1 protein-coding gene is annotated in these 6628 nt (G+C 49.9%); it reads right to left on the bottom strand.

Going from position 1 to position 6628, the window contains the following annotated elements; genetic code table 11:
• Positions 1 to 6567: Ser-Ala-175 repeat protein (locus ACWPAB_RS03585; protein WP_337451720.1), on the bottom strand; the 6567-nt coding region annotated here is incomplete at its 3' end.
• Positions 6568 to 6628 lie beyond the last annotated feature (61 nt).

Below are 6628 nucleotides of genomic sequence, written 5' to 3'. Positions count from 1 at the left end.
TGCTTTTTTAGCAGCAGTGATACTATCCGCAGTACTGCTTGCAATTCTAGCAGCTGAATCTGCTAAATCTGCGGCAGACTTAGCGTCTGCGGCTGCACTGGATGCCGTTGTATCATCACCAAGCTTAGCAGCATCTTTAGCAATACTTGCGGCGCTTGATGCATCGCTAGCAGCTTTCTTAGCAATATCGGTTACTCGAGAAATAGTTGGATCATCAGGGTACTTTGTTGCTGCAGATCCAGCAATGTCAGCACTAGAACTTGCTTGCCTAGCTGACTTGGCGGCATCGTTTGCATAGCTCTTGGCATCCCCGTCATGACCAATAGCTAAACTGGAAGCCAAATCTGCTGCAACGCTGGCGCGATCAGCGGCACTCTTGGCCACAGCAGCCGCACTTGATGCAGTTGGAATGTCGCCCCCTTGTGCTGCTTGTTTGGCAGTATCGGCTGCACTTGAAGCATCGTCAGCTGCCTTTTTGGCAACACTTGTCGCACTTGTAATAGATGCATCGGTCGGATACTTACTTGAAGCTGAGTGTGCAATATCTGCACTCGAACCTGCTTGGCTAGCAGCCTTAATCGCATCACCAATGTATTTATCGCCTTGGCTAGCAACAGCAGTTGCAATTCGGTTTGCATCGGCAGCAGCACTTGATGCAATCGCAGCTTGTGCTTTGGCCTGAACTGCTTCGCTTAAGGCAGTATCAGCAAAACTACTTGCAGCATCGGCGGCAGAACTAGCTGTCTTAGCAAAACTAGATGCTTGGACGGCAAAGGAAGATGCCTGTGAAATGTTGCCAGCAGCGATGGCACTATTCGCCTGCGACGCAGCTCGACTTGCGGCTGTGTTTGCACTGCTTGTAACAGTTGCCAAACTAGTGGCAGAGGAAACATCTGACAAGGCTTGTGCCGCATAACTTGAAGTCTGTGCGGTTGCATCTGCAGCTACCTGCGCGAGACTCGTTAATGAGTCGTTGTTAGGGAATCGGCTAGCAGCACTCGATGCAATAGCATTTGCAGACTTAGCTGTGCTTGAAGCGGCACTCGCAATGGCACTTGCATTGTTAGCAGTAGTTGAAGCTGAACGTGCAATAACGGCAGCAGCTTGGGCACTATCGCTTGCTTGACTCGCTTTTACTGAAGCCTGATCGCCAGCACTTGAGGCGACGGCTGCAACTGCCTTGGCATGATCGTTTGCGTCAACAGCAACTTTTGCGGCGGAACTAGCCTTATACGCCTCACTCAACGCTTTTGCGGCAGCAGAACTAGTCTTGTCTGCATAGTCAGAGGCAGCAGCAGCGGCGGAAGCGGCCTTATTACCGTAGCTTTGCGCCGTACCGTTATCCCCTCTGCTACTTGCAGCGGTTGCCTGTGAAGCAGCCGTTATAGCAGCAGCATTTGCTGACTTAACTTGGTCGGCAAAACTGTTTGCTGCAGAAGCGTCTGAACTAGCATCAGTAGCAAAACTTGTCGCAACTGTGTTCGCACTTGAGGCAGTTTTAACAAGACTAGCTAGTGATGAGTTATCTGGATAATTGTTGGCAGTGCTAGAAGCATTCTGATAAGCAGAGCTTGCAACACTACTTGCTGTGCTTGCAATATCGCTTGCATTGTTAGCAACAGCACTAGCTGAATCAGCAGTATATGATGTCGTGCTTGAAGCAACTTTAACAGCAATATCACGCGCATTTGAGCCGGCAGACACAGCAATTTTTGCAGCACTGCTTGCTGCTCTTGCTTCACTTAATGCTTGGCCAGCAGCCGAACTCGCTTTATCCGCGATAGATGAAGCGATTGAACCTGCAATAGCTGCTTGATCAGCAAAAGAAGAAGCTGCCGTTAGATCCCCTGCGTCAATAGCGCTATTAGCCTTAGCTGCAGCAGAGGTTGCCTTAGCATTTGCGGAACTAACAACTGTTGCAAAACTGCTTGCCGCATCGGCGTCGGAACTTGCTAATGTAGCAAGACTGGCAGTTTGAGTGTTTGCACTTGATGCAACAGCTGAAAGACTTGTCAGTGAACCGTTATCCGGATAACGGCTGGCAGCACTTGAAGCATCCTGATAAGCCGAATCGGCAACACTGCTTGCTGTGCTTGCAATGGCACTTGCATTGTTAGCAGTCACTGAGGCAGTACTTGCAGTCACTGAGGCCGAGCGAGCCTGATCACTTGCCGAACTAGCCTTATCACTGGCAGAAGTGTTGCCACTAGTAATCGAAGCGGCCAGACTAGAAGCCGCTGTGCTGGCAACTGCCGCAATACTTGACGCATCTTTCGCAGCTGAGCTTGCCTGATAAGCTTCGCTCAATGCTTTGGTAGCAGCAGACTTGCCTTTATCAGCAGCCGAGGCGGCAGTTGAGGCTGCACTGGAAGCATCTGCTGCAAAAGACGATGCAACAGCGATGCTGCCAGTTGTATAAGCACTATTAGCAGCAGAGGCAGCAGCGCTAGCAGCATCATTAGCTGACGATACCGTTGCTGCGTAACTACTTGCCAGTGAAGCGTCACTAGAGGCTCCAGCAGCATAACTAGAAGTTAGGCTTGCTGCACTGGAAGCTGCTGCCGAAAGAGATCCAATAGACTGATCCTTCGGAAATCTGCTTGCAATACTGGAAGCAATATCGTTTGCTGACTTAGCAGTACTTGAAGCAGCGCTGGCGATTGAACTTGCTGAGTTGGCAACAACCGAAGCAGAATTTGCAACAACGGACGCGGAGCTAGCAACCGAAGAAGCGTGATCAGCAGTATCAGAAGTTGTTTTAGCAAGATTTGCTGCGACGTCGATTGCTGCCGCAGCAGCACTTGAACCGATTGCCGCCGTCGAGTTCGCCTGATCAGCTTCTATTGACGCTTGATTAGCAGCGTCATTGGCTTGACTTGCGAGATCTGCAGCAGTTGAAGCAACAGCTGATGCTTGAGCGTTAAAGGCAGAGGCGTTTGGCAAGTCACCCACTGCGATAGCGCTGTTTGCTTGTGAAGCTGCGAGACTTGCAGCTTTATTGGCGGCAGTTACCTTCGCAGCTAAACTGCTAGCTGTTGCAGCATCAGAAGAGGCGCTCTTTGCGTAACCACTCGTTGCAATATTTGCACTCGAAGCAACATTTGACAAACTCGTTAGCGATGAATTTGTCGGATAGCTGCTGATCAGTGATGTGGTCACATCATTGGCGGAACTAGCAACACTGCTAGCGGTGCTTGCAATGATGCTAGCGTTGTTAGCTACTGTTGAAGCAGATTTTGCAGCGACAGCAGCGGCGCTAGCTTTATCACTAGCAGCACTGGTATCTTTTCTTGTATCAGCCGTCAAACTGGACAATCTACCCGTTGCAGAATTTGCAGCGTTAGCAGCTACATCCGCTGCAGAACTGGCTTTAAGTGCTTCACTTTGTGCAAAACTCGCCGCCGTGCTTGTCTTATCCGCCAATGAACTTGCAAGTTTACCAGCAGCAACCGCCTGGCTGGCAAAAGTAACTGCAGCTGCGCTTTGGCCAGCAGCAATGGCACTATTTGCCTGAGAAGCAGCAGTCTTAGCAACATCATTAGCTGAGCTTGTTTGACCAGCGTAACTGCTTGCTACTGAAGCATCTGAACTGGCTTTAGTCGCAAAGTCAGAGGCAACATCATTGGCGCTTGAGGCAGTTGTCGACAGAGCAGCCAATGAATCATCTTTTGGAAAACTACTTGCTGCACTCGCAGTCACATTCTTAGCAGACAGGGCTACGCTGCTGGCGGTACTAGCGATAGCGCTAGCAGAATTTGCTACAACAGATGCGGTGCTGGCAACAACAGACGCAGACTGAGCAACATTGCTGCCAGATCCCGCACTATCCCCAGCACCAGTTGTCAACCCTGCGGCGATGTTGCCAGCAGCAGAAGCAGCATCTGCTGCGATGCCAGCTTGTTCTTTAGCCTTAAGCGCGTTGCTCATCGCCGAACTTGCAGCTGACTTCGTTTGATTAGCTAAAGCCGCCGCAGTAGATGCAGCACTAGATGCTTGGGCTGAGTACAAAGCAACCGCGGCAGAATCGCCTTTGTTAGCTGCGCTGGTAACTTGACCAACAGCAGCTTGCGCCTGTGAGTTTGCAACGCTCACTTGCGTTGCTAAATCACTCGCTTGGCTAGCAAAGGCACTTGCGGCTGTCGCATAACTTGAAGTCAAACTGTTTGCACCAGCAGCCTTAGCGGCCAAACTACCAATAGACGCATTGTCTGGAAAAGCGGAAGCAAGACCGGACGCCGTAGAATTAGCTGAACTTGCAGTCGTGCTAGCTGCCTTAGCAATTGCGCTAGCATTATTGGCCTCCGCAGAGGCTGATAATGCTACACCGTTTGCTAGGCTAGCATTACTACCGTCAGCTGTTGTACTCCCAGTTGTCGTACCTAAACTTCCAGCAATCTTGCTGGCATCACTAGCTGCCGAAACAACGATCTTAGCGGCATCACTAGCTGCAAGTGCTGAACTCAAAGCCGCCGATGCAGCAGTACTTGTTTGATCAGCTAACTGACTTGCAAGACCTGCGGCACTTGCTGCAATTGCAGCATAAGAACTTGCATCAGGTAAATTCTTCGAAGCCAATGCAGCTGTTGTTTGCGCAACCGCCGAGATAACAGCATCATTTGCAGCTTTTACTTTAGCAGCAAGATCGCTTGCTTGGGAATTGCTTGCAAAAGCTGAAGCTGCATAACTTGAAGTTGCGGCAGTGGCGCTTGAGGCAGTTGCTGAAAGCTTTGCAAGTGAATCATTAGTTGGAAACGCACTGGCAGCGTTATCAACAATCGCCTTAGCCGAAGCGGCTGTGCTGTTTGCGGTGCTTGCAATCGCACTTGCGCTATTGGCAATCGTTGAGGCTATTGTGGCCTTATCTAGCGCAATACTGCCAGTATTGCCCGCTGAAGAAGCAATACTTCCTGCTGATGCAGTACTGCTTGCAGATCCAGTGATTGCTGCTGCAGATCTGCCAGCATTCAGAGCGTTGTCAGCAGCTGAAGAGGCTGCATAAGCTTCACTTAAGGCTTTGTCAGCGGCCGCATTTGCAATTGGGGCCTGTTGACTCGCCACGGAGGCTGCACTCGAAGCAATCGTTGCAAAAGATGTAGCATCATCAATTTTCCCTGCAGCACTTGCTGCGTTAGCCGCTGTAGCAGCAGAAGCAGCGACATTATTCGCGGTTCCAACGACCGCCGCGATACTTTTAGCCGCAGCAGCATCTGAACTCGCATCGGTTGCATAGCTCGAAGCTACCGCAGTCGCACTAGAAGCTACTTTAGCAAGACTGGCAAGTGAATCATTCTCGGGATTAGCCGATGCAATACTTGCTGTTTGTGTGTTAGCCGAATTAGCTGCGCTGCTTGCACTACTTGCGATGGAACTTGCTGAATTAGCCTTTGTCGAAGCGGCACTTGCAACGCTAGCGGCGCTTGCGGCAGTTGATGAATCAGTATCAGGATTGAGTGCCGATTTGACCGTCACTAAGAAATAAGACATGATAACGCCATTAAACGGACCTATTAATGGTTTTGACTGGTTCGTATCGATATTGAATTGAACCGCATAAACTCCTGGTGTTTTGTATGAAACTGAGGGAATCCAAATTGGAATATTAGCATCATTAGGCCGACCAACTTGATTAGCCAGAATACTTCCTACGGTGCCCGTTCCTTGGAATGTCAAAAATGGACCTTTGATCGAGCTAGAACCAAAAGGTGTTAAGTCATGCGTGTAATCAATGTTGTTCACTGCGGTACTGGCAACTATCGTTAAACCAGAAGTGAGTGTAAAGGTTGCCAAACTTCCATTACCGAAAGCTGTAAAATTCGATTGGACTACTTTATCAATTGAAGTATCTCCCGCAAAAATTGAAACATTTGGTGCAGTCACAGTAGCTGAACCGCGGCTATTCGATTGCGTATACACAATTGTACTTGGTGTACCAGCATCATCAACAACCGGCATTGCCGCAAGCGTTTTAGACACAATTGCTTTTCCAACGTCATTAACGGCAGCAGAAGCAGGCGTCACGCTGGAGGCTGCCGCGCTTGGTGCTGCACTGATAGGGCTGGCAGCACTCTCAGTTGTTTTGGACGCAGTCTGCGTTGTCACTTCGGGCGCACTTGATTGCGCCGCTTGTTTAACAATTGGCGTCGCACTTGATGATGTTGCGGGAGCAACTGAGGCTGTTACTGAACTTGTAGCCTCAGGTGTGGCTGACGGTGTTGCTGCAGAGGCAGACGCCGGTTGTGTTTGCTCATGGTTATCTGCTTTTGGTTGTGCTGCAACCGTGGCCGGTGCTGCGGTTGTCGCAGCGGTTGGTGCTGCAATGGTCGCTGCAGAGGCAGCTGTGCTAGGTACTGCCGGCGCAGTATGAATTGACGCTGCCGTAGCCGCGTTAATAATTTGCTGATCATCTTTTGAATCAGCGTGAACTGACTGGCCTTCGGAGGATAAAAGGCCAGCACCACCAGCAAGCAAAGTAAGCGTGCTAAACGCAAAAATCCAGCGTTTGCCCGCTTTGTACATCTTGAAATTCGTTGTCTTTGCTGACGGTTTTTCCTTACTAAACTTTCCCATGTGCTCACCCCATTCTAGTGAAAAATAAACTCATCATACGTTGTGTGTTACTCGCAGAAGA

The sequence above is a fragment of the Lacticaseibacillus sp. 30 genome, assembly GCF_053819265.1.
Note: the sequence above shows the minus strand (reverse complement) of the source record. Positions and strands in the feature narration are given on the sequence as shown.